This window comes from Methylocystis parvus (genome assembly GCF_049675845.1).
GTDB classification, from domain to species: domain Bacteria; phylum Pseudomonadota; class Alphaproteobacteria; order Rhizobiales; family Beijerinckiaceae; genus Methylocystis; species Methylocystis parvus_A.
The window spans coordinates 1406179-1427776 of sequence record NZ_CP187161.1; the positions used below are offsets into that span (position 1 = coordinate 1406179).

Below are 21598 nucleotides of genomic sequence, written 5' to 3' on the forward strand. Positions count from 1 at the left end.
CGGTCCGCTGTTGACCGTGGCGGTAGGGATAGAAAATCGCCGCCGGCTATGCCGGCAGCATGATTACCTTCGTCTTGATCGGCGTCCGCGAATACAGGTCGAGCATGTCCTGGCTCAAGAGGCCGGTACACCCGCTCGTAATGCCGTTTCCGATCGTCTCGGGATCGCTGGTGCTGTAGATCGTGAAAACCGTGTAGGCGCCGTTCTTGTAGAGATAGAGGACGCGGGCGCCGAGCGGATTGTCCAGGCCTCCCGGCATGCCGCGGGCATATTGGCGCGCCTCCGGCTGGCGCGCGATCATCTCCTTGGGCGGCGTCCAGGTGGGCCATTCGGCTTTGCGGCCGACATAAACTTCGCCGCTCCACAGGAAGCCGGGGCGGCTGACATTGGCGCCGTAGCGGGTGGCCATTCCGTCGCCTTCGATGCGGTAAAGATAGTAGTTCTTCGGATCGATGATGATCGTCCCGGGCGCTTCCCTGGTCTCGTAGCGCACGAGCCGGCGAAAATATTTCGGATCGAGTTTACCGATATCGACCGCCGGGATCGGGAATTTCTCGTTGGGCACGGCTGCGTAAAACTTCGCCGCCTCGGCGCGGCCCATGTCGTCGGAGACGCAACCCGCGAGCCCGGCCGCGCCGAGACCGGCGGCTGAGCCGAGCAGAAACGACCGGCGGTTCAGACGCCCCGCCTGACGCCCGATCCGAACTGCCTCATTTCTCTCGCCGGCATCGGCAATTGCGTCGTCCGTCATCACGATTGTGGAGTTCCTCATGTCCTGTCGCCCGACCAGAATATACTCGGGCATAGCCTCGCGGAACGCCCTTGGCGAGCTGAAATTGTCAGCACTTGCTTTAGGGACTCTAAAGAACGTTGGCTTTTCCTGGCTTTCGGTCGACGACGCAGTCGTCCTCTCTGAGCAAGCCGACCTGTAAACGATCGCTGGAAGGCCGAGGCGACGCCCATGCTCCTCGCAATGAAGCGCTCGTCCTGTCGGCGGGCGTTGGCTAGGTATGGTCCGTTTTATTTTTATTGGCGCGCCCGGCACGATTCGAACGTGCGACCTTTGCCTTCGGAGGGCAACACTCTATCCAGCTGAGCTACGGGCGCTTAACGCGAGTCGACGCCCCCTCCTTCTACAGGAAGCCGGGCGCGCCTGCAATCTTCGCCTCCCCTTCGCGGCTTCACAAGCTCGTGCTATCCGGGCGGCCGTTTTCTGCGGGAGGCTCGAATGCTGGGTTTTGTCGAAGACTGGCTGGACCGTTTGCGGGCGCGCCGGGACCGGCTCATCGCCGACCCGAATTTCCAGCGCTGGTCGCTCGCCAATCCCCTCACCCGCCCCATCGCCCGGCGGCGGGCGCGGGCCGCGCTAGATCTCACCGCCGGCTTCGTCTATTCGCAGGTCCTCTTCGCCTGCGCGCGGCTCAAGCTGTTCGAGGCCCTCGCGGGCGGGCCGCTGACCGTCGCCGACATCGCCGCCCGCCTCGACCTGTCCGAGGAGGCGGCGCGGCGGCTCCTCGACGCGGCGGCCTCGCTCGACCTCGCGGAACGGCGCGCCGGCGGGCGCTACGGGCTCGGCCAGCTCGGTGCGGCTTTCTTAGGCAATCGGGCGGCGCTCTCGCTCGTCGAGCACCAGCCGGCGCTTTACAATGACCTCGCCGACCCCATGGCGCTGCTGCGCGGCGAGAAGCGGGCCGCGCTCGCCGATTACTGGCCCTATTCCGATCTCGAACAGCCCAAGGCGCTCGGGGCGGAACAGGTCGCGCCCTACAGCGCGCTGATGGCCGCCTCGCAGCCCATGGTCGCGCAGGAGGCGCTCGACGCCTATGACATGTCGCAGCACAAGCGGCTTATGGACGTTGGCGGCGGCGAGGGCGTGTTTCTCTGCGCCGCGTCCGAGCGCGCGAAGGATTTGCAGCTCATGCTCGTCGATCTACCGGCCGTGGCGGAGCGCGCGCGGGCGCGCTTCGAAGCGGCGGGCGTCACGGCGCGCGCGGAAATCCATGGGCGCGACTTTCTACGAGACGAACTGCCGAAAGGCGCGGACGTCGTCACGCTCATCCGCATCGTGCACGATCAGGACGATGCGCGCGCCTTGGCCTTGTTGAAGAACATTCGCCGCGCGGTGGAGCCCGGCGCGACGCTGCTCATTATCGAGGCCATGTCCGGCGTGAAGGGCGCCGAGCCGCTCGACGCCTATTACGGCTTCTACACGCTCGCCATGGGCCGCGGCGAGCCGCGCCGCGTGGAGGAGATCGAGGCGCTGCTGAGGCAGGCGGGATTTGGCGAGTTCAAATTGCTCGCCAATGCGTTGCCGACGCTGACGAGCATTTTGGTGTCGAAGGCGGTTTGAGGGCGCGATCAGATCACGCGCGCCCCCGCCGCCACGCGATCAATCCCGCGGTCGAACCATCCAGCCCGTCCGTCGACGCGCTCGCATTCTCCACGATCGGCGCCAGCCGGTTCGCAAGCTCCTTGCCGAGCTCGACGCCCCATTGATCGAAGGGATTGATGTCCCATATCACCGATTGAACGAAGACCTTGTGCTCATAGAGCGCGACGAGGCGGCCGAGCGTGCGCGGATCGAGGCGTTTGTAGAGAAACACGCTCGAGGGCCGGTCGCCGGAGAAGACCTTATGCGGCGCGAGGCGCTCGACTTCCGCCTCATCGAGCCCCTGCCCGCGCAATTGCGTCTTCGCCTCGTCCATCGTGCGGCCGCGCATGAACGCCTCCGCCTGCGCGAGGCAGTTGGAGAACAAAAGCGCGTGATGATGCGCGTCGGCGGCGGTCGGCTCGGCGGCGACGAGGAAGTCGATCGGCGTGACGTCCGTGCCCTGATGCAGAAGCTGGAAGAAGGCGTGCTGGCCGTTGGTGCCGGGTTCGCCGAAAATCACCGGCCCGGTCGCATGCGTCACAAGCCCGCCGTCGCGCGTCACAGACTTGCCGTTCGACTCCATGTCGAGCTGCTGCAAATAAGCGGGGAAGCGCGCGAGACGCTGGTCATAGGGAATGACGGCGTGCGCGCCGCGCTTCATCACATTGCGATGCCAGACGCCGAGCAGGCCCATCAGCACGGGAATGTTCTTGTCGAGCGGCGCGGAGCGGAAATGCTCGTCGATGTCGAAGCCGCCGCGCAGGAACTCCGTGAAATTCTCCGGCCCGACGGCGATGGCGAGCGCTAGCCCGATCGACGACCACATTGAATAACGCCCGCCGACCCAATCCCAGAAGCCGAAGACCCGCGACGCGTCGATGCCGAAGGCCGCGACCTTGTCGAGCTTGGTCGACACGGCGGCGAAGTGCTTCGACACGGCCGCTTCGCCGAGCGCGGCCACAAGACGCGCGCGGGCGCTCGCGGCGTTGGCCATCGTCTCCTGCGTGGTGAAGGTCTTGGACGACACGATGAAGAGCGTGCGCGCAAGATCAAGACCCGCAAGCGTGTCGGCGAGATCGGCGCCGTCGACATTGGAGACGAAATGCGCGCGCGGCCCTTCCCCGGCATAGGGCGACAAAGCGCGCGCGGCCATCGCCGGACCGAGGTCGGAGCCGCCAATGCCGATATTCACGACGTCCGTGAAGGTCAGGCCCGTCGCGCCCTTCGCCTCGCCGCTGCGGATGGCGCGCGCAAAGGCGTAGACCTTCTCGCGCTCCGCTTCGATCAACGCTCGCACATTCTCGCCGCCGACCATGAGCGGTCGCGTCGAGAGATCGCGCAGCGCCATATGCATGGCGGCGCGATTCTCGGTGTTGTTCACCGTCTCGCCGCCGAACAGCGCGTTGCGCCACGCCTCGAGCTTGCGCGCCTTGGCGAGCGCGACGAGGAGATCGATCGTCTCCCGCGTCGCCTTGTGCTTGGAGAAGTCGAAGAGAAAATTCTCGTCGAGCGCGACGCTGAAATTGGCGAACCGCGCCGCGTCCGCGGCGAAAAGATCGACGGTGCGCAGATTGCTCAGCGTGGGCGCATGCGTATCGAGCGCGAGAAAGGCGGCGGCGACGGTGTGGGACATGATGGCGCTCGTTATTGCAGTGCAGCGAATCGTCTGTCTGTCGACGTGAGAACTTATAGCCCGGCCGCCGATTTGAGGGCCAGACGGGCGGCGGGCCCGCCCGCGCGCATGATGAACGAGAATTCACTGGTTTATGACAGAAGGATGTGGGTTTCTTGAACAGTTGATGACGCATCTTTGACGGCAGGACGACGATGAACCCGATTCCCTTCCTAGACGTGCGCGACGGCGGTCCCGTGGCCCATGCCAGGGCGCGGGTCGACGCCGCTGCGGCCCTGCGCGACGCCTGCCTCGGCGCCATCGCGCCGCTCGGGCGCTACTGCCTGTCGCCGATCGACCGCATGGCCTCGAACTGGCTGAAGAAATCGGCTTCCGCCTATCGGGCCGAGCTTGAGCATGTCGTCTTGATCCTGGGATTTCCCGGCGCGATGACGCTCAACATGTCCTATCTCTTCGCCTGCACGACGCAGGCCTATGAGGGGCCTGACGGTCTGCCGCGCATTCGCCGCACGCTGGACTGGCCCTTCAAGGGCCTCGGCGAGGCCGTGGAAATGGCCTGGCAATCCGGGCCTGCCGGCGATTTCTACAACGCCACCTGGCCGGGCGCGGTCGGCGTACTCTCGGCCATGGCGCCGGGCCGTTTCTGCGCGGTCATCAACCAGGCGCCCATGCTTCGCCGCACGAAGGGCAGGCTCGGTTTCGCGGTCGATGCGGCGATCAATCTGCGCAACGCGCTGGCGCGCGAGGACGGCTGGCCGCCGGACCATTTGCTGCGCTACGCCTTCGAGACCTGCGAGTCCTTCGAGGACGCGGTGGCGCTCATCGCCCGCGAGCCGCTCGCGCGGCCGACGCTGTTCACGCTCGCAGGCGTCAAGCGCGGGGAGATCGCGCTGATCGAGCGCATGGAGCGGGAGGCGCGCATTTATCGCCGGCCCGTCATCGTCGCCAATGACTGGCAGGAGCCGCGGCACGGCTGGTGCGCCCGCATGAGTCAGGAAAACAACGACGCACGCGTTGCGCTGATGCAAACCATCGCGCCCGACGCGCCGCGCTTTTCCTGGGTGACGGAGCCTGTGCTCAATCGCCTCACGAGGCTCGCTGTCGAGATGAGTTCGAGCGGCGCCGGCGATTTCGTCGCGCGCGGCTATGAATGCGCCTCGCTCGTCAGAGGCGAGCCGCGCGCCGTAACGACCGATTTCCACCTACGGGCGGCGACGCCGACGGCGCTCGCGGCGTAAGCGAGACAGCCTCGGATTTTTCATATTAGGATGCCGAACGGCGCAGGTTCGTCCGGGCCGAGGACGGCTGCGCGTTTTTCGACGGCGGCGCTCGTTTCGAGGAATCCATGGCTGACGAATGTTGCTCAAAGGGCCTCACGAGACGACAATGGCTGAACGCCTCCGCGGGTCTCGGCCTGGCCGCGGGCGAGGCCGCCGCGGCTCCCCGCGTGAATATCCACGCCGCCGAGCCGCCCCCAGCCAGCGCCGACGAGGCGCTTTCCAGACTGAAGGCGGGCAATCGCCGCTTCATGGAAGGCCGCGCGAAACATACGCATGAGAATGCATCGTGGCGGCATATGCTGGTCGAGGGCCAAAGGCCCTTTGCGACCATTCTCGGATGCAGCGACTCCCGCGTTCCGCCCGAGTTGGTCTTCGACGTTGGGCTCGGCGAACTGTTCATCGCGAGGCTGGCGGGCAACATCATCGCCGAGGACGTCGTCGGCACGCTGCAATACGCCATCGCGCATCTCCATACGCCTCTCGTCGTCGTGCTCGGCCATGAGGGCTGCGGCGCGGTCACCGCCGCCGTGGACGACATGCTGCACGCCAATCACGAGCCCTCGCATATCGAAGCGCTGCTGCGCCTGATCGAGCCCGGCCTCGCCAAGGTCGATCTGAAGCAGGAGCGCGACGCCTTGCTGAAGGCGGCCGTCGAGGCCAATGTCCGCTGGTCCATGAAGCAGCTTGTCGCCGTGCCGGAGGGCGAGCGCGCGATCCGGGACGGGAAAGTGACGCTCGTCGGCGCCGTCTATGAGCTCGCCAGCGGGAACGTGCGGTTTCTATCGCGCTAGACTTTCGGGGCCGCCGCCCGTCTCAGCCGGTCGTTGATCGCCTCGCCGAGGCCCCGTTCGGGGATATGCGCGACGGCGACCTTGTCTGCGCCGCGCGCATCGAGTTCGCGCAAATAGGCGAAGAGATTGGCGGCAGCCTCGACCAGATCGCCCTTCGGCGAGAGGTCGAGCGCGATTGCGCCCGGCGCCGCGAGCGCCGTCAGGCGCCCGCCAAAATCGAGCGCCGCCTCCCCTGCCCCGACTTCATGCGCCTCGAGACGCAATCGGGCGTTCGGCGCGTAATGGGAAGCGGTCATGCCCGGCGCCATGATCTCGGCCCGCTCAGGCGCGGCGAGCCTGGCGCCCAGAACCTTCTCGATCTTCTCCCGCGCCACGGCGCCCGGCCGAAGCAGCGTCGGCTCGGCGTCGCAGAAGGAGACGATGGTCGATTCGAGCCCCGCCGTCGTGCGGCCGCCGTCGAGGATCATGTCCACCCGGCCCGATAAATCCTCCGCTACATGCGCCGCGGTCACCGGACTCACATGGCCGGAGCGATTGGCCGAGGGGGCCGCGACGGGCCGGCCCAGCGCCTCGATCAGCGCGCGCGCCACGGGATGGTCTGGAATACGCAGCGCGACGCTCGGCAGCCCCGCTCGCGCCAATTCGCAGACCGAGCCCCCCGGCGCAGCGGGCGCGACGATGGTCAGCGGCCCGGGCCAGAAAGCCTCGGCCAGTTTTATCGCCGCCTCCGGCAATTCCGCCTCGCGCCGCGCCGCCGCGATATTCGCGACATGGGCGATTAGCGGATTGAAGGAGGGCCGCCCCTTGGCGTCATAGATGCGCGCGACGGCCCAAGCGCTCGTTGCGTCGGCGCCCAGCCCATAGACCGTCTCGGTCGGGAAGGCGACGAGGCCGCCCTCCCGCAGAATCTCCGCCGCCCGCGCAATCGAGCCGCTATCGGCCGACGCCAGGATCGTCACCGCTCGCGACCGCGATAGGGCGGCGCGGGAATCGCGATATGCGCCGCGCGCAGCGCTTTCGACCATTGCTCGCGCAGGTCACGGAAATATTCGTCGCTTGCGTCGATGCGCGTCGAGACTTCGAGTTCCATGGCGTCCCGGCGCAGCAGCGCGATGTCGATGGGCAGCCCGACGGAGAGATTCGACTTGATCGTCGAATCCATGGAGATCAGGCCGATTTTCAGCGCGTCGTAAATGTCACTGTCGTAGTTCGCCGCGCGGTCGAGAATCGGCTTGCCGTATTTGTGCTCGCCGATCTGCAGATAGTTCGTATCCTGCGAGCATTCGATGCTGTTGCCTGCCGTGTAGATCATGAACAAGCGGGGTTCGCTGCCCTTGATCTGCCCGCCGAGCAGCAGGGTGATGTCGAAGCTGACGCCGTTGGTCTGGTCGGCGGGATCGAAGGCCTCGGCGCGCGCGCGCCGCACGGCGCGTCCGACGAGTTGCGCCGCCTTCAACATCGTCGGCGCCGTCATCGCGCTTTCGATTTCCTTGGTGTCGGGGTTCTCGAACCCCTCTTTCAGGAAATTGATCACGCCCTGCGTCACGGAGAGATTGCCCGCCGAGGCGAGCATCAGGACGCGCTCGCCCGGCTGCTCGAAAACATGCAGCTTGCGGAAGGTGGAGATATTGTCGAGGCCGGCATTGGTGCGCGTATCCGCGATCATCACCAAGCCGTCGCGCACCAGAATGCCGCAGCAATAGGTCATGCAGTCTCCCCGCCCGCCGCAACGCCTCCGGTCGCGAGCCGCCCTCGGTTTACAAGTTCCGGGCCAGAGGGCACAAGGGCCGAAAGCCACTCCAAAGGCAAGCCAGGATGCGCATCAACGGCCGCGACTACAGGACGATATGGCTCGGCGAGGACGCCGGCCAAGGGCGCAGCGTGGCGGTCATCGACCAGACCCGCCTGCCCCACTGTTTCGAGACGCGGACCCTCGCCAATAGCGACGAGGCCGCCCGCGCCATCAGCGACATGACCGTGCGCGGGGCGCCGCTCATCGGCGTCACGGGCGCCTATGGCCTCGCTTTGGCCGCGCAGGAGGATGCGAGCGACGCGGCGCTCGAAGCGGCCTACGCAAGGCTGCTCGCGACGCGCCCCACCGCCGTCAATCTGCGCTGGGCGCTCGACCGGGTGAAGGCGCTCCTCCTCGCGGCGCCCGCGGCCGACCGCCCCGCCCTCGCTTTCGCCGAGGCCGGGCGCATCGCCGAGGAAGACGTCGCCTGCTGCGCGGCCATTGGCGATCACGGCGCGGCGCTCATTTGCGCGGCGGCCGAGAAAAATCCCGGCCGGCCGGTGAATGTGCTCACCCATTGCAACGCGGGCTGGCTCGCGACCGTCGATTGGGGCACGGCGCTGGCGCCCATCTACAAGGCGGCGCGAGCGGGAATCGACCTCCATGTGTGGGTCGACGAGACGCGCCCGCGCAATCAGGGCGCCAGCCTCACGGCCTTCGAACTTTTGTCCGAGGGGATCAATCATACGGTGATCGCCGACAATGCCGGCGGGCATCTGATGCAGCACGGCATGGTCGATCTCTGCATCGTCGGCACGGACCGCACGACGCGCGCAGGCGACGTGTGCAACAAGATCGGCACCTATCTCAAGGCGCTCGCCGCCCATGCCAATGGCGTGCCTTTTTACGTCGCCCTGCCCAGCTCCACCATCGACTGGCGCATCGACGACGGCGTCGCCGACATCCCCATCGAGGAGCGCAGCGCGCGCGAAGTGACGCATATTTCCGGGCGCGCGCCCGACGGCGCCGTAACGGAAGTGCTGCTGACGCCCGAAGGCTCGCCCGCCCGCAACTGGGCGTTCGACGTGACGCCGGCGCGGTATGTTACGGGATTGATTACCGAACGCGGTGTTTGCGCCGCGACGGAGGCGGGGTTGCAGGAATTGTATCCCGATTTGGCGTTAGAAAGTCCGTGCGGCGATCGCCTTCCGGCCCGGTTGAAATAGTCCAGAGCCTGTTCGCTCGCCGCGAACGCCTCCGAGCTGGAGAACGTTCGCGGTTCGCTTCAATGGGAAAACCTGCCGTCTCCTATTCGAGAAGCGTGCAGGCATCCTCCACGGTGCCGACAATGCTCTTCAAGCCGGAAAAATTACCGGAGGCATCGAAAATCGATTCCATCCGACCGTTGACGTAAGAGAACAACGGCAAAGGGAATGTTTTTCCTTGAGGCGGCGGAGGAAAATACCATACCCAGGGTCCCGTCGTCGTCCAGAGCGTGGTTCCGTCCGGTTGCGGCGTGAATTTCGCGGGACCGGAAGCATTCAGATAAACTGATTTGCCCGTGTTGGCGTTTGTCGCTTTCACTGTCAGGCTCCCATTCATAGCCTGCAGCGTCGGCTGTCCTTGCTTGTTGTAAAAGGTGATCAGTTTTTGATTGTTGGAAGCCGGGTTCGTCCCCACCGGCGAAAAAGTGACAGGGAACGCGCATATCCAGTCGATCGTGAATGGCGCCGTGAATGGGCTTTCGACTTTCGTAGGCGGTACTGCGTGTGCGGGTTGCGTCGCACAGGAAAGTATCAAACCGGCGCCCAGGAACGTGCCGTTGACCATCCGCTTGGCCTGACCTCGAAATTTTTTCATGGCTCCCTCCACTCAATCTTCGAAAAAACTCGCGTATAAATTGCAAAACAGTTCTGCCTCTGAAGCAATTCGTCCTTTTGTCGCACTCGAACCCAGTCTAATCTCCCAATTTTAAAGCACAGTCTTCGCTTTATCGAGTTCAACCGTAAGTATAGACAGGAACATTCGCCTCTTGACGCTCACGGCCACGCTGTTGCGCTGCTGTTCGGCGACAACAGAAATGCCGCGTATCCGATGCCTGTCTTGGTCTCAAGCAGGGCCAGACGGAGTCGCCACCTTGACCCGCGGCCCGTAATTCCTGAACCGCTCCACCGTCCGCCAAATCTCATCGTCCGGCAGCACGACCGGCTCCCCCGCCGTCGCGGCCAAATAATAAACCTGCGCAAGCGCCTCCAGCTCCACCGCGCGCCACAGCGCCTTGCGCATGTCCTCGCCGGTGACGATGGCGCCGTGATTGGCGAGGAGCACAGCGTCGCGATCCTTCAGCCCCTCGACGACGAGCGCTGACAGTTCCGGCGTGCCATAAGAGGCGTAGCCGACGCAGGGCACGGTCGGACCGCCAAAGGCCGCGATCATGTAATGCACGGCGGGAATCTCCCGGCGCAGACAGGCGAGCGTCGTGGCGTAGGTGGAATGCATATGCGCGACCGCGTTGACGTCGAGCCGCGCGCGATAAACGTCGAGATGAAACCGCCATTCGCTCGACGGCGGGAGGGGCCCCTCGAACGCGCCGCTCTTTTCGTCGATCCGCATCCGCGCGATCATCTCGGGCGCGAGTTCGCGGGCCGGAACGCCGCTCGGCGTGACGAGCGCCGACTCGCCGAGCCGAAGCGAGAGATTCCCCGCCGAGCCGTGATTGAGCCCGAGCCGCTCCAGCTCCAGAGCCCCGGCCACAATGGCCGAGCGCGCCTCCGCCTCCGTCATCGCCACACCCCTTGCGCCGCGATATTGCCCGCCGGAAAGTTTGCTGTATAGGACATAGCGTCCCCGAGGCGACAGGGGCCGGTAGCTCAATGGTTAGAGCCGACCGCTCATAACGGTCTGGTTGGGGGTTCGAGTCCCTCCCGGCCTACCACCACAAATCACCGCCTCAGCTTAGGCCCATTGCTCGCCGCGAGCATTCGATTACCCTCCGACTCATCTGATGAGCGCTCGCAATGCGAGGCGCGCAGCGGCGGAGGCGACATGTATTGGGGCGGCGATTGGCTTTGGGGCCTGCCAGTCATCGTGCTGACGATCACACTCCATATCTGCGTTTTTGTTTTCGTTGAAAGAATGCTCGCTCGCAGCCTGAAGACAAGAGAACGTCATGCCGCCTATCGAATCGCGTCGATCACTCTTGTCGCCCTTATCGCCATTGCGCTGCACGCCTTCGAGGCGCTCATCTGGGCGGTTCTTTTCGTTTTCGTGAAGGCTCTGCCGGACCCCCGCGACGCCGTTCTCTACTCTCTCAGCTCGATAACGGCTTTCGGCCATGCGCCGCTTTTTCTCGACAAGCGCTGGCAATTGCTCGGCGCGATGGAGGCGATGAATGGCGTGATCCTATTTGGGCTCACGACCGCTTTTCTCTTCGCGGCGGTGCAGTTGGCGAGGCCGGATCGCAACGATTAAAGCTGTGACAATTGTCCAATTCGGGTTGCGACGCTTGAGTTTGGCCGTTAAGCCTCGGTTAAGCATTGATTTTGCCGGCCCGTCGAAATTGGACCCCCAATGCCTCCAGGATTATTTGCGCGATGCACCCGGCGCGACGTTTTACTTGGCGCGATGGGAGCGGCTCTCAGCGGATGCATGACCGGTCCGGATTTCGTGGCGCCCGAAGCGCCCGTGGCCGACAAGTGGCTCGAGTGGCGAAGCAAGAGCCTGAAGCCTTCGGAGTCGCCCGCGGATTGGTGGCGCGTCTTTCGTGATCCGGTTCTGAACCGCCTGATCGAAACCGCTTATTCTCAAAACCTTACCTTGCTGAGCGCCGGCACGAAGGTGCTGCAGGCGCGCGCCGAGCTCGGCGTCGTCATCGGCGAGTTCTATCCGCAGGCGCAGACAGCTTCGGCAGCGGTGAATTACGACCGCGCGAGCAATGCGACGCCGGCGTCGCAGGGCGGCAATTCGGCGAGCCTGGGGAATTTCTGGGCGGATCGATGGCTCGTGCAATCCTCGTGGGAGATCGATCTCTGGGGCAAATTCCGGCGCGGAATCGAATCGGCCGACGCCGCCTATCTCGGCTCGATCGCGCTCTACGACGATGTGCTCGTCACGTTGCTCGCCGACGTCGCCAACACCTATATCGGCATCCGCACGCTCGAGCGTCAGATCGTCATCGCGCGCGAGAACGTGGCGCGGCAGCGCGAATCCGTGCGAATCGCGCGAGCGCGCTTCGAAGGCGGCGCGTCCACGCTGCTCGACGTCCATCAGGCGCAAAACGTCCTGGCCTCGACAGAGGCGACGATTCCACGGCTCGGCATCCAGCTCCAGCACGGCTACAACGCGCTGCGCGTGCTGCTCGGCATGGCGCCCGAACCGCTCGGCTTCCTGCTCGCGCGCGGGACGGGGAAAATTCCCCTCGCGCCGCCGCGCGCGGCTGTGGGCATCCCCGCCGACCTCCTGCGGCGGCGGCCGGACATTCGAGTGGCGGAACTGCGCGCGGCCTCGCAAAGCGCGCTGATCGGCGTGGCGCAGGCGGAACTCTATCCCGCCATCAGCATCACAGGCGTCTTCGGGGGCCAGGCGAGCAATGTCGGCAGCCACAACCTCGCTCAGATGTTTCATCCGGTCGGGCGCATGTTTTCGATCGGCCCGTCCTTCAAGTGGAATTTGCTGAATTACGGGCAGATCACGAACCATGTGCGTCTCGAAGACGCGACGCTGCAGCAATATCTGATCGATTATCAAAATCAGGTTCTGAAGGCCCAGCAGGAAGTCGAGAACGGCGTCGCGACATTTCTCCTGTCGTCGTCCGAAGCCGCCTATCTGCGCAAGAGCGTAAAAGAGGCGGAAGGCGCGCTGGAGATTGCGACGCTCGAATACCAGCAGGGCACGCGCGACTTCACCACCGTCCTCACGGCTGAGCAGAATCTCCTCCAGGCGCAGAACAATCTCGCCGTGGCGACCGGCAATATCTCGACCGGTCTCGTCTCCCTCTACCGCGCGCTGGGCGGCGGCTGGCAGCTTCGCGAAGGCAAGCCCTTCGTCAACGCAGCGACCGTGCAGGAAATGCGCAACCGCACGAATTGGGGAAATCTTCTGCCCGAGGCGGCCCAACCCGGCCCGGAGACGCCTGTACTGCCATCCGCGCAGGACGTTGATTCGAGCATCAGGCTACCCGAATGGTGAGGCGAAGGAGCGCGGCCCGCTCATGAGCAAAAAGGCGTCGTGACATGTGGAAGGAATTCTTCTCGCCGAAACTCCTGCCAGGCGCGCTCGTAGCGGCCCTCATCGCGTTTCCGCAAGCAGGGCTCGCCGAATCCTTCTGGGGGAAGCTTTTCGGCGGCAAGGCCGAAAAGCCCGCCGCGATTGCAGGCGAAAATTCGCCGGGGGCTCAAAAAGCCCCGACGCAGGTCGCGGAGGCCGGCGCCCTTTCGATTCCCGTTGCGTCGCCCATCCGACAGAAAGTCACCGAATATATCGAGCTCACCGGCAACGCCGCCTCGACCAATACGGTGAATCTGATCGCGCGCGTCGAAGGCTATCTCGAAAAAATCCATTTCCAGGACGGCCAGATCGTCAAGAAGGGCGATTTGCTGTTCACGGTCCAGCAGGATCAATACAAGTCGCAACTCGTCCAGGCCGAAGCCCAGCTTCGCGCCCAGCAGGCGGCGCTCGCTTATGCGCGCATCGAGGTGGAGAGATATACCGGGCTGCGCCGCAAGGGCGCCGCCGCTCAGGTCGTCGTCGACAACTGGAATTTCCAGGCCAAGAAGGCGGAAGCGGAGGTCGCCTCCGCAAAAGCTCAGGTCGAGATCGCGCGCCTCAATGTCGATTATACCCAGGTGCGCGCCCCCTTCGACGGCCAGATGGGCAAGCATCAGATCGATCCCGGCAACACCGTGGGCGGCGCGGGCCAGCCAACGACTCTGGCCGAGATTATCCAGCTCGATCCGATTTACGTCGTCGCCAATCTGAGCGAGCAGGAAGTCCAGCGCGTGAGAAAGGCGCTCGGCGACCACCGGCTCACGCTCACGGAACTCCATGACGTTCCGATCGATGTGGGGCTCGAGGCGGGGCAGGATTATCCGTTCCACGGCCACATTCAGTATGTCGCCCCCGCGATCGACCCGAAGACGGGCACGATGCTGGTGCGCGGCCTGCTGGAGAATCCCAATCACCGGCTGCTTCCCGGCTACTTCGTCCGCATTCGCCTCCCCGCCGGCAAGGTGATCCCCAACGCGCTGCTCGTCCCCAATCGCGCCATTCAGACCGATCAGGGCGGGCGTTACGTCACCGTCGCCAATAAGGACGACCTGCTCGAGAAGCGCTATGTCGACATGGGCGATCTGCAAGGCGACATGCGGGTCATTCTTTCCGGCCTGAGCCCGGAGGACCGCGTCGTCGTCGCGGATCTGTGGCGCGCGACGCCGGGAACGAAGATTTCGCCGCGCCTGACGCCCGCGACGCCGTCCGACGAGGGCGACCGCCCATGATGTCGAAATTCTTCATCGAGCGTCCGGTCCTCGCCAACGTCATCGCGATTCTTCTCGTCGTCCTCGGCGCCGTCGCGCTGTTTGCTCTGCCGATTTCGCAATACCCGAACATCGTGCCGCCGACCGTGCAGGTGACGGCGCGCTATCCCGGCGCGAGCCCGCAGACGGTGATCGACACGGTCGCCCTGCCGATCGAGCTGCAGGTCAATGGCGTCGATGGCATGCTCTATATGCAGTCGACGAGCGCCTCCGACGGCACCTATTCGCTGACGGTCACCTTCAAGATCGGCATGAATCCCGATACGGCGCAGGTGCTGGTGCAGAACCGCGTCTCCAATGCGCTCGCCTCGCTGCCCGCGGCCGTTCAGGCGCAGGGCGTCACGGTCAACAAGAAATCGACCGCGATTTTGCAGATCGTGACGCTGACCTCGCCCCAGGGCACGCATGACGCGCTGTATTTGAGCAATTACGCGACGATCAATCTCGTCAACGAGCTTGCGCGCCTTCCCGGCGTCGGAAACGTCAATGTGTTCGGCTCCGGCAAATACGCCATGCGTATCTGGATGGATCCGGAGAAGCTCCATTCCTTCGGATTGCAGCCGTCCGACGTCGTCAAGGCCATCCAGCAACAGAGTCAGATCGTCGCCGCGGGACAGACCGGCATGCCGCCGGCGCCGGCGTCGCAGGACTTCCAATATACGATCGACATCCAGTCGAGGCTCGACGATCCGGGCGAGTTCGCCAACATCATCGTCAAGGCGCAGACGGCTCAGGGCGGCCGGCTCGTCCGCGTGAAGGATATCGGACGCATCGAGCTCGGCTCGCAGAACTATTCCCAGCAGACCTTTGTCGACGGCAAGCCGGCGGCGTTGATCGCCATCTACCAGACGCCGGACGCCAATTCGCTTCAGGTCGGCAAGGAAGTCGGCGCCAAGATGGACGAGCTCGCCAAGCGCTTTCCATCCGACCTCGTCTACGACATTCCCTATAACACGACCATCTTCGTGAAGGCGTCGATCGACGAGGTCTATCACACGCTTTACGAAGCGGGCTTCCTCGTCCTCGTCGTCATTCTCTTCTTCCTGCAGAATTTTCGGGCGACGCTCGTGCCCGCGACGACCGTGCCGATCACGATCATCGGCGCCTTCGCGGCCATGTATGGCCTCGGCTACACGGTCAATCTCTCGACGCTCTTCGGCATCGTTCTCGCCATCGGCATCGTCGTCGACGACGCCATCGTCATCACGGAAGCGGTCTCGGCCGACATCGAGAAAGGCATGTCCAGCCACGACGCGGCCATCAAGGCCATGTCGGAGCTCATGGGGCCCATCATCGGCATCACGCTCGTCTTGATGGCCGTGTTCCTGCCTGCGGCGTTCCTTCCGGGTCTGACCGGCAGGATGCTGGCGCAATTCGCCGTCGTGATCGCGGCGACGGCGCTCATCAGCGCCCTCAACGCCGCGACGCTGAAGCCGACGCAATGCGCCCTCTGGCTGCGTCCCGCCGTGCCGCCGGAAGAACGCAACGCCGTTTATCGCACCTTCAACGCCATCTACGATCCGCTCGAGCGCGCCTATACGCGGCTTGTCACCCGCCTCGTCGCGCGCAGCAAGACCGTCGTGCTCGTGGGCCTCGCCATCTCGATCATCGGCCTTGTCGGCGTCGCTCGGCTGCCGACCGCCTTCATCCCCAATGAGGATCAGGGCTACGCCATGACGGCGGTGCAGCTGCCCGAGGGCGCCGCGCTCGGGCGCACGATCAACGCCCTTCAGGAGGCCGGCAAGATCGCGCTCGCCACGCCGGGCGTCAAACACGTGATCACGATCGCAGGCATCTCGGTTCTCGACAATAGCGCGACGCTCGCCAACGCCGGCGTGAACTACGTGATGTTCGACGCCTGGGAGGAGCGCGAGAAGCATAAGGGCGAGGATCTCGTCTCGCTCGTCATGGGCCTCCAGAAGAAAATGGAGCAATTGCCGGAACGCGCCTTCATGCTCGTGCCGCCGCCCATTCAGGGCATCGGCAACGCCGGCGGCTTCCAGATGCAGCTCGAACTGCTCGGCGGCAGCTTCAGCTATCCGAGGCTCGCCGAAGGGGCCAACGGCGTCGTCGGCGCGGCAAAGGAGAGCCCCGTCGTGCAGCGCGTGCTGACCACGTTCCGCGAATCCGCGCCCCATGTCGAAATGACCGTCGACCGCGTGCAGGCGGAAACGCTCCGCGTCTCGGTTGGCGACGTCTTCTCGACGCTGACCTCCTATGTGGGCTCGAGCTACGTCAATCAGTTCGTGAAATATGGCCTGCCGCTTCAGGTCTATGTGCAGGCCGACTCGCGCTATCGCCTCCAGCCCGACGATCTCCTCGGCATGTATGTCCGCAGTCAGGACGGCAATATGGTGCCGCTCGGCACGCTTGCGCGCCTGTCGGAGACGAGCGCGCCGCCCTTGATCACGCTCTACAATCTTTATCCATCCGCCACGATCGTCGGCTCGCCCATGAGCGGATACAGCTCCGGTCAGGCGATGACGGAGATGGAGGCGCTCGCGCGAAAGCTCCTGCCGAAGGACATCGCCTTCGAGTGGAGCGCCATCTCTTACCAGGAGAAGATCACGGGCGATCTGCTCTATTGGGGCTTCGCGCTCTCGGTCCTGCTCGTCTATCTCGTGCTGGCGGGCCAATATGAGAGCTGGATTCTCCCGCTCGCGGTCATCGCCGCCGTGCCCCTCGCGCTCATCGGGCCGATGCTCACGCTGACGGCGCTCGGCGTCGACAACAATCTCTATGTGCAGATCGGCCTCATGCTGCTGATCGCCCTCTCCGCGAAGAACGGCATTCTCATTGTCGAAGTCGCGCGCGAACATCGCATCTTCGGCGGGAAACCGATCATGGAGGCAGCGATCGACGCGGCGCGCATCCGCTTCCGCCCCATTCTGATGACGTCCTTCGCCTTCATCCTCGGCGTCGTGCCATTGGCGATCGCGACCGGCGCCGGGGCGAATGCGCGCCGCTCGCTCGGCATCAGCGTGCTGACCGGCATGTTGTCCTCGACGCTTCTCGCCGTGGTTCTCGTGCCGGCGTTCTTCGTTGTGCTGCAGCAAATCGACGAAGCGCGGAAGGGTCGCAAAGAGCCGGCGAACGAACCTCCGGCCCCGGTGGAGCCCAGCCTGGTCGACTGAGCCGCCGGCGGTGCGAAACCCACGCCGGCGTCTTGGCGCCATCATCCGGCTGGCGGCGTGAAGCGATGGCGCCGCCCCACGAGCAGCGCAGTTCGGCTTGCGGCCGAACCAGCGGTACCGGGTTCGCGCGACGCTTTCCAAACTCTGAGGCTGCGGGACGGAGGGCGGTCGGAGGCGGACTGCGCTGCGTCCCAGAAGCTTACGAGAGGGAAGTCTTGATTTTACCGATGTCCTTCCAAAGGATTTCGGCCTCCCGCTGCAATAGGCGCAGGTCTGGATTTGCCGGCGCCAACCAAGCGTGCACCTGCTGGGCGAGATCGAGTCCGCGCGTCTCCCCCGGCGCCTGATGCCGCAGCTTCGCGTGGATCGCGCCGCGCGCCGTCTCCAGGGCCGCGGCGGGCGCGTCCACCAGAGCTGCAAGTCTGGCGAGTTGGCCCTCGCCCGCCGGCGAAAACCAGCGCTCGTAATGCAGAACGGCGTCGAGTTGCGGGCCGAGAAGCCGCAACACTTCGAGATAATGCTCAAGCCAAAGCATTTCGCCCATGGTCCGCGGCAGGCCGTCGCGCTTGGCGAGCGACGCCGCCACGGCGCCGGGGTCGCGGACGGACAACAGCCAGACCGGCGCGACGCCCACTTCGTCGAAAATCTCGCGCCACAAGGGAATGAAACGGGCTGTGCGCGGATCCTTGAAAGCCCAGGCGTCGCCGTTCGCCGCCAGTTCGTCGCTCACGATCCGCGTCAGCCGCTCACGGACCGCGCGGACATCGGGGCGCCTGAAAAAGGCCTCGTCGATCCCCGAGAAGCGCACCGCGTCCCATTGGACGCCGCTCAGGGCGAGCAATTCTTCATGGCAGGCGACAATCGCCTTGTGCTCGCGATAGCCATCGCTGTTGGCGAAATCCGCCGCGAAGAGCGGCCCGCCGAGACCCACGCCCAGTCCCTCCGCCACCTTGGCGCAAAGCGAGGTGCCGGCCCGGTGCATGCCAAGAACGACGACGACCTTCGGGCCAAAGAGCGGCCGCCGGGCATGTTCGATCAGCCGCCCGCTCGCGTCGGCGAGACGCCCGGCGAGACGCGCGGTCGCTTCACGGTTGTCGATCAACGCAGCCAGTCGCGTCGCCTCTTCGGCAAACCAGGTTTTGGCGGGAAAGCGCGAAGCGGCCTCGCGCAAAATATCGAGCGCTTCGCAAAGCCGGTTTTGCGCGCGCAGGAAGACCGCCACGCTGTAATAACCGTCCGAATCATCCGGGAATTCGGCGCGGACTTCCTCCGCGTAGGAAATCGCTGCATCGAGAGCGCCTTGCGCCCTTGCAGTCCAGGCAAGCTGCGTCTTCAACCAGGGCGCGCCGGGAAATCGGTCGCTCGCCACGCCCAAAATGGAGATCGCCTCCTCGATCCGCCCCAATTCCCGGACCGTCGCCGCGCCAATCTCGTAACCCGCCGCAAGGTCTGGATAATACGCGCGCAACGCGCCCGCGAGCCGATCCGCTTCGGCGAGATCGCCCCGCGAACGGGCAAGACGCGCGCGCTCGACGCTCACCCAGGCCTGGTCGGGAAAACGCTGCTCGCCCTCGTCCAAAATCGCGATCGCTTCGTCCCAACGCCCGAGGTTCCGGGCGCTTGCGGCGCCGACGCGGTAGCCTGTCTCGAGGTCGGGAAAATATTTGCGCAGGTCAGACGCGAAGAACGCCGCCTTCACCCATTCTTCTTGCTTTTCAGCCCGCTCCGCGGCTGCAACCAGCGTTTTGTCGAGCGCCTCGAATGCGCGTTCCTCGGCCAAGGGATCCATCTCGACCGGGAACGCCCCGGGCTCGACGCCGAAAGGCCTGGGCGTCGTCTCGACATAGGCCGGAGACAGCCAGCGTTCCAGGGGGAGCCCCGTCAGTTGCGCCGCCTGAAGGATGTCCTCCCTGTAAAGATCGGTGAGGGCGTCGCGCGTCGCGTCCGACATGGGGCCGACATCCCGCGTCTCAACCGGGACGATATATTCCTTCTCGACAGGGTCCGGAGGCGCGAGCCCAAGGAAATCGTGGACCCGCCGCATCACGCGGTCGGGCTCGCTCCACATCTCGTCGGTTTCGAGAAACAGCAGGCGCTCGCGCGGAAAGAGCTCGAGCAGCCTGGCGATCTGCCGGCCATAGAAGCCCCTCTCGACATAGGAATAGTGGAGATGCGCGCGATTACCCGTCTCATTCAGGCGGCGCCGCCCGATCTCCGAAATTGCGATTTCGAAGGGCAGAGACTCGTCACCCCGCTTCGTCTCCATCCGCCAGTGGGAATATGCGCGAAAGGCGGGGTGCCTCAGGCAAACGATGAGCTTGGCGTCGGCGTTATATCGCCGGAGCCGCTCAAGCGCGTTTGGCCAGTAAATATAGGCCGGCGTCGCCTCGCCCCGGATTGGAGGGGCGTCGGGCGCCCAGGAAAAATGGCGCGTCAAGTCATTGTAATCAGGATTGTCCCAGTCCCGCGCGTCGTCGTTGAAGAAATGGATTTCCTTCAAAGCAGGGATCTGGACCTGCGGCGCCCGCCGCAAATAGACGCTGAGCGCCGTCGTCCCAGCCTTCTGAGCGCCGACGATGAAAAAATTCAATCTTTGCACAATTGTACACTTTTAGGTCAGAAGGCCTCGTCGCCGCTGTTAATACGTCCATTCGGCGTTTGCAATTCGATTTGCGGAACGTGGTCGCCCGATTCTTGCTTTCCTCGCGCCCCGGGGGCTTAATCGCGCCAAAAAGGGTTGGCGATGTCCGAAGAGCTGAGCGTGCTGGTTTGCGGGATTGGCGAGGAAGCCTCGGCGGCGGCGCGGGCGCTGTTTGCCGAGGGCTACGCCGTGGCGCTCTACCGCTCCACGGCGCCGCTCATGCTGCGCCGGCGCATGTGCTTCGCGGACGCCTGGTATGACGGCTACGCCCTGCTCGACGGGATCGAAGCCCGGCGCGCCGACGTCAACGCCGAGTTCATGCTGGCGTTTCAGACGCGCGATTTCATCCCGCTCCTGCGCGGCAGCCTGGACGAAGCGATCGACCGCTGGCCCTGGCATGTGATCGTCATCGCCAGGGAGGACAAGGAGCCGGAGCCGACCGCGCTGCGCGACCTCGTCGAGCTGAGCATTGGTCTGGGCCGGGGTTTCACGCCCGGCGTGGATTGCGACCTCGCGGTCGACACGGAAGGGCACGATCCCGGCGCCATCCTTGGCCCCCACGAAAAACCGTCCGCCAGCCGGGCGCGGCCGATCGCGGCCGACCATACGCTCGCCTGCGCTCCCGCCGCTGGCCTTTTCCGGACGGATTTGTCGATCGGCGCAGTAGTCGAGGCGGGCGCAACTTTAGGCTTCGTCGGCGAAGCCGCCGTCGTGACCGCCGCAGCCGGCCGCGTCAGGGGGCTCGCCCGCAAGGAGCAGGCCGTGGTCGTCGGCTCGCCCCTCGCCGAGATCGCGCTGGATTCAGCCGCTTGCGTCGCCGGCGTCAGCAGCCGTAACAAGCTCGTCGCGCGTGGCGTCGCCTTCGCCATCGAGATGGAGAATGAGGGCATCGAGCCCTTCTCCTTCGCAAACTGGCGCTGAGTCGAAACTGTCGTCTTTCAAACAATGACGCAACAGAGCAATCGCGGCGTCGCAGGCTGGGTCGTCGCGATTTTCGCCTTCACCGCCCTCGCCGGGTTCTTCTGGCCGCGCATGGCGGGCCTCTTCTTCATGGGCCTGGCGTTCTTCGGCGTTCTCCATCTCGCCGTGCTCGTCTATGAGCAGATCGCGGAGCCGCAATTTCGGGACGACATGAGCCCGGAGGAGTTCGAGCATTATTGCGCGGCCCTGCTTCGCCAGGCGAAGTGGCGCGCGAACGTCACGCCCGCGAGCGGCGACCAGGGCGTCGACATCGTGGCCGAGAAGCGCGGCCTGCGCATCGTCGTCCAGTGCAAGATGTATTCAAAGCCCGTCGGCAACCGCGCCGTTCAGGAGATCGTCGCCGGCATCGCGCATGTCGACGCGCAGCGCGGCGTCGTGGTGACGACTGTCGGCTACACGCCCGCCGCCGAAGCGCTCGCGGCGTCGAACAATGTTCTTCTATTGCATCATTCGCAATTGCATCGCATCGACCGGTTGTTGGCGCGGGCGGCTACTTGACCGG

The 21598-nt window shown here is 64.8% G+C and carries 17 protein-coding genes and 2 tRNA genes; 11 read left to right on the forward strand and 8 right to left on the reverse strand.

Annotated features, from left to right (window positions below; genetic code table 11):
• Nucleotides 1-46: 46 nt before the first annotated feature.
• Nucleotides 47-772 carry a L,D-transpeptidase gene (locus ACPFMJ_RS07355; protein ID WP_424363166.1) on the reverse strand — a complete coding sequence of 242 codons (726 nt, stop codon included), beginning with the start codon at nt 770-772 and terminating at the stop codon, nt 47-49.
• Nucleotides 773-1030: 258 nt separating this feature from the next.
• A tRNA-Arg gene (locus ACPFMJ_RS07360) sits at nt 1031-1107 on the reverse strand.
• 121 nt (nt 1108-1228) lie between these two features.
• On the opposite strand from ACPFMJ_RS07360, the gene ACPFMJ_RS07365 reads away from it, so the two are divergent.
• Nucleotides 1229-2350 carry a methyltransferase gene (locus ACPFMJ_RS07365; RefSeq protein WP_424363167.1) on the forward strand — a complete coding sequence of 374 codons (1122 nt, stop codon included), beginning with the start codon at nt 1229-1231 and terminating at the stop codon, nt 2348-2350.
• A gap of 13 nt (nt 2351-2363) precedes the next feature.
• Here the strand turns inward: ACPFMJ_RS07365 and pgi are convergent, their stop codons facing one another.
• Entirely contained in the window at nt 2364-4004 is a 1641-nt protein-coding gene (gene pgi / locus ACPFMJ_RS07370) for a glucose-6-phosphate isomerase (RefSeq protein ID WP_424363168.1), read from the reverse strand.
• 194 nt (nt 4005-4198) lie between these two features.
• Between pgi and ACPFMJ_RS07375 the strand changes: the two genes are divergently transcribed.
• Both ACPFMJ_RS07375 and ACPFMJ_RS07380 read left to right on the forward strand, forming a co-directional pair.
• Nucleotides 4199-5242, forward strand: a complete 1044-nt coding sequence (locus ACPFMJ_RS07375) for a hypothetical protein (protein WP_424363169.1) — start codon at nt 4199-4201, stop codon at nt 5240-5242.
• A gap of 107 nt (nt 5243-5349) precedes the next feature.
• Complete coding sequence (locus tag ACPFMJ_RS07380) at nt 5350-6075, forward strand: carbonic anhydrase (protein ID WP_424363170.1); 726 nt, start codon at nt 5350-5352, stop codon at nt 6073-6075.
• Here ACPFMJ_RS07380 and ACPFMJ_RS07385 read toward each other — a convergent pair.
• Nucleotides 6072-7034 (reverse strand): L-threonylcarbamoyladenylate synthase, encoded by a 963-nt coding sequence (locus ACPFMJ_RS07385; protein ID WP_424363171.1) that lies wholly within the window; start codon nt 7032-7034, stop codon nt 6072-6074. The two genes, ACPFMJ_RS07380 and ACPFMJ_RS07385, sit on opposite strands and share 4 nt — an antisense overlap.
• Nucleotides 7031-7783: a peptidase gene (locus ACPFMJ_RS07390; protein ID WP_424363172.1), complete on the reverse strand. Its 753-nt coding sequence runs from the start codon at nt 7781-7783 to the stop codon at nt 7031-7033. The genes ACPFMJ_RS07385 and ACPFMJ_RS07390 overlap by 4 nt, the downstream gene beginning before the upstream one ends.
• 107 nt (nt 7784-7890) lie before the next feature.
• Between ACPFMJ_RS07390 and mtnA the strand changes: the two genes are divergently transcribed.
• Nucleotides 7891-9033, forward strand: a complete 1143-nt coding sequence (gene mtnA / locus ACPFMJ_RS07395; RefSeq protein WP_424363173.1) for an S-methyl-5-thioribose-1-phosphate isomerase — start codon at nt 7891-7893, stop codon at nt 9031-9033.
• Between the two features lie 82 nt (nt 9034-9115).
• Here mtnA and ACPFMJ_RS07400 read toward each other — a convergent pair whose 3' ends face one another.
• Both ACPFMJ_RS07400 and ACPFMJ_RS07405 read right to left on the reverse strand, forming a co-directional pair.
• The gene (locus tag ACPFMJ_RS07400) at nt 9116-9667 is read right to left on the reverse strand and encodes a hypothetical protein (protein WP_424363174.1); all 552 of its coding nucleotides are present in this window, start codon (nt 9665-9667) and stop codon (nt 9116-9118) included.
• 249 nt (nt 9668-9916) lie between these two features.
• On the reverse strand, nt 9917-10591 hold the full coding sequence (locus ACPFMJ_RS07405) for a class II aldolase/adducin family protein (RefSeq protein ID WP_424363175.1): 675 nt from the start codon (nt 10589-10591) through the stop codon (nt 9917-9919).
• 75 nt (nt 10592-10666) lie between these two features.
• On the opposite strand from ACPFMJ_RS07405, the gene ACPFMJ_RS07410 reads away from it, so the two are divergent.
• The 5 genes from ACPFMJ_RS07410 to ACPFMJ_RS07430 all read left to right on the forward strand — a co-directional run bounded on the left by ACPFMJ_RS07410 (nt 10667) and on the right by ACPFMJ_RS07430 (nt 17474).
• Nucleotides 10667-10742, forward strand: a tRNA-Ile gene (locus ACPFMJ_RS07410).
• A gap of 110 nt (nt 10743-10852) precedes the next feature.
• Nucleotides 10853-11278 carry a hypothetical protein gene (locus ACPFMJ_RS07415; protein WP_424363176.1) on the forward strand — a complete coding sequence of 142 codons (426 nt, stop codon included), beginning with the start codon at nt 10853-10855 and terminating at the stop codon, nt 11276-11278.
• 177 nt (nt 11279-11455) lie between these two features.
• The gene (locus ACPFMJ_RS07420; RefSeq protein WP_424363177.1) at nt 11456-12994 is read left to right on the forward strand and encodes an efflux transporter outer membrane subunit; all 1539 of its coding nucleotides are present in this window, start codon (nt 11456-11458) and stop codon (nt 12992-12994) included.
• Nucleotides 12995-13038: 44 nt separating this feature from the next.
• The gene (locus tag ACPFMJ_RS07425) at nt 13039-14301 is read left to right on the forward strand and encodes an efflux RND transporter periplasmic adaptor subunit (RefSeq protein ID WP_424363178.1); all 1263 of its coding nucleotides are present in this window, start codon (nt 13039-13041) and stop codon (nt 14299-14301) included.
• On the forward strand, nt 14298-17474 hold the full coding sequence (locus ACPFMJ_RS07430) for an efflux RND transporter permease subunit (RefSeq protein WP_424363179.1): 3177 nt from the start codon (nt 14298-14300) through the stop codon (nt 17472-17474). The genes ACPFMJ_RS07425 and ACPFMJ_RS07430 overlap by 4 nt, the downstream gene beginning before the upstream one ends.
• 199 nt (nt 17475-17673) lie before the next feature.
• Here ACPFMJ_RS07430 and ACPFMJ_RS07435 read toward each other — a convergent pair whose 3' ends face one another.
• A complete protein-coding gene (locus ACPFMJ_RS07435; RefSeq protein ID WP_424363180.1) occupies nt 17674-20073 on the reverse strand; it encodes a tetratricopeptide repeat protein in 2400 nt (799 codons plus the stop codon).
• 144 nt (nt 20074-20217) lie between these two features.
• Here ACPFMJ_RS07435 and ACPFMJ_RS07440 point away from each other — a divergent pair, with 144 nt between their 5' ends.
• Both ACPFMJ_RS07440 and ACPFMJ_RS07445 read left to right on the forward strand, forming a co-directional pair.
• Nucleotides 20218-21036 (forward strand): hypothetical protein, encoded by an 819-nt coding sequence (locus tag ACPFMJ_RS07440; protein ID WP_424363181.1) that lies wholly within the window; start codon nt 20218-20220, stop codon nt 21034-21036.
• A gap of 24 nt (nt 21037-21060) precedes the next feature.
• The gene (locus tag ACPFMJ_RS07445) at nt 21061-21594 is read left to right on the forward strand and encodes a restriction endonuclease (RefSeq protein ID WP_424363182.1); all 534 of its coding nucleotides are present in this window, start codon (nt 21061-21063) and stop codon (nt 21592-21594) included.
• Nucleotides 21595-21598: the final 4 nt, after the last annotated feature.